We start from the raw sequence: 1,413 nt of genomic DNA on the forward strand, positions 1-1,413 counted from the left end.
TTGGAGGCGACGCGCGATGATGGGATCGAAGCAGGAAGCTCAGGCAGCACTGTTCTACGAGTTTTCGCTTGAGGATCACGTGCCACGGGATCATCTGCTCAGGTCGATTGATCGGTTTGTGGATCTCGACGGCATTCGTTCGCATCTCGCGGATTTCTACAGCCATACCGGACGCCCGTCGGTTGATCCCGAACTGCTGATCCGGATGCTGATTGTCGGCTATTGCTTCGGCATCCGCTCCGAGCGGCGCCTCTGTGAGGAGGTTCATCTCAATCTGGCGTACAGGTGGTTCTGTCGGCTTGATCTGATGGATCAGGTTCCTGACCACTCCACGTTTTCCAAGAACCGGCATGGTCGGTTTCGAGAGAGCGAACTCCTGCGTCATCTGTTCGAGGGCACGGTAGCGCGTTGCATCAAGGAAGGTCTGGTGGGCGGCCGCAATTTTGCAGTCGATGCCAGCATGATCGGGGCCGACGCCAGGAAGAAGAACGCGACGCTGAAGGAAGAGTGGGACGTCTCCCAGATCGATCCAGCAGCGGCGCCACGCGCGGTACGAGAATATCTCGATACGCTGGACGAGGCGGCGTTTGGCGCCGCAACGGCGGTCACACCGAAGCGCATCTCGCATTCGGACCCTGCAAGCCAATGGACGGCCGCCCATAGAGGACGGGCATTCTTCGCCTATTCCGACAATTACCTGATCGACACGGATTACTCTGTGATCGTCGGAGTCGAGGCGACGCGATCCATCCGCCAGGCGGAGGTTGGAGCAACTCGCACCATGCTGGAAAGGGCAAAGGACCGGTTTGACCTGCACCCTGAACGTCTGATCGCCGATACGGCATACGGATCGGGGCCGATGCTCGGCTGGCTGGTTGACCGCAAGATCGCACCGCATATCCCGGTGATCGACAAGAGCGAAAGAACGGACGGCACCTGGTCCCGAGACGACTTCGAGTGGGACGCCACGAATGACCAGTTCATCTGTCCTGAAGGCCACGGCCTGAAGCAGTTCCGCCGCAACTACTCGGACCCGTCCAGAGGTCAGACCGGGAAAGGCAGAGCGAAATATCGGGCGCTGAAATTGACCTGCCAAGCTTGCCCATCGAAGCAGCAGTGCTGTCCGAATGCCGAAGCGCGAACGATCACCCGCGAGGAACATGAAGACGCTCGGCAGGTAGCCCGCGACATCGCCAAGACCAAACAGTACGAAATCTCGATGAAGCTCCGAAAGAAGGTCGAGATGCTCTTTGCCCACCTCAAACGCATTCTCGGTCTCCGCCGCCTCCGATTACGCGGTCCCAACGGCGCGAACGACGAATTCCTCCTCGCAGCAACCGCCCAGAACCTCCGCAAACTGGCTAAGGTCTTTGCCGCACCGCAGAAACCGCAAAGCGCCTGAAAAGAGGACGC

Annotated in this window: 1 protein-coding gene; it reads left to right on the forward strand. The window is 59.3% G+C overall.

Going from position 1 to position 1,413, the window contains the following annotated elements:
• Positions 1 to 16 precede the first annotated feature (16 nt).
• Positions 17 to 1,402: an IS1182 family transposase gene (locus ACFQ2S_RS24710; protein ID WP_386079411.1), complete on the forward strand. Its 1,386-nt coding sequence runs from the start codon at positions 17 to 19 to the stop codon at positions 1,400 to 1,402.
• Positions 1,403 to 1,413 lie beyond the last annotated feature (11 nt).

It is taken from the genome of Tropicimonas aquimaris, from assembly GCF_042676185.1.
Taxonomy (GTDB): domain Bacteria; phylum Pseudomonadota; class Alphaproteobacteria; order Rhodobacterales; family Rhodobacteraceae; genus Tropicimonas; species Tropicimonas aquimaris.

Excerpts from the sequence above, each read along its gene's own strand:
- ACFQ2S_RS24710 (WP_386079411.1), top strand. The coding sequence starts at position 17 with ATGATGGGATCGAAGCAGGAAGCTCAGGCAGCACTGTTCTACGAGTTT.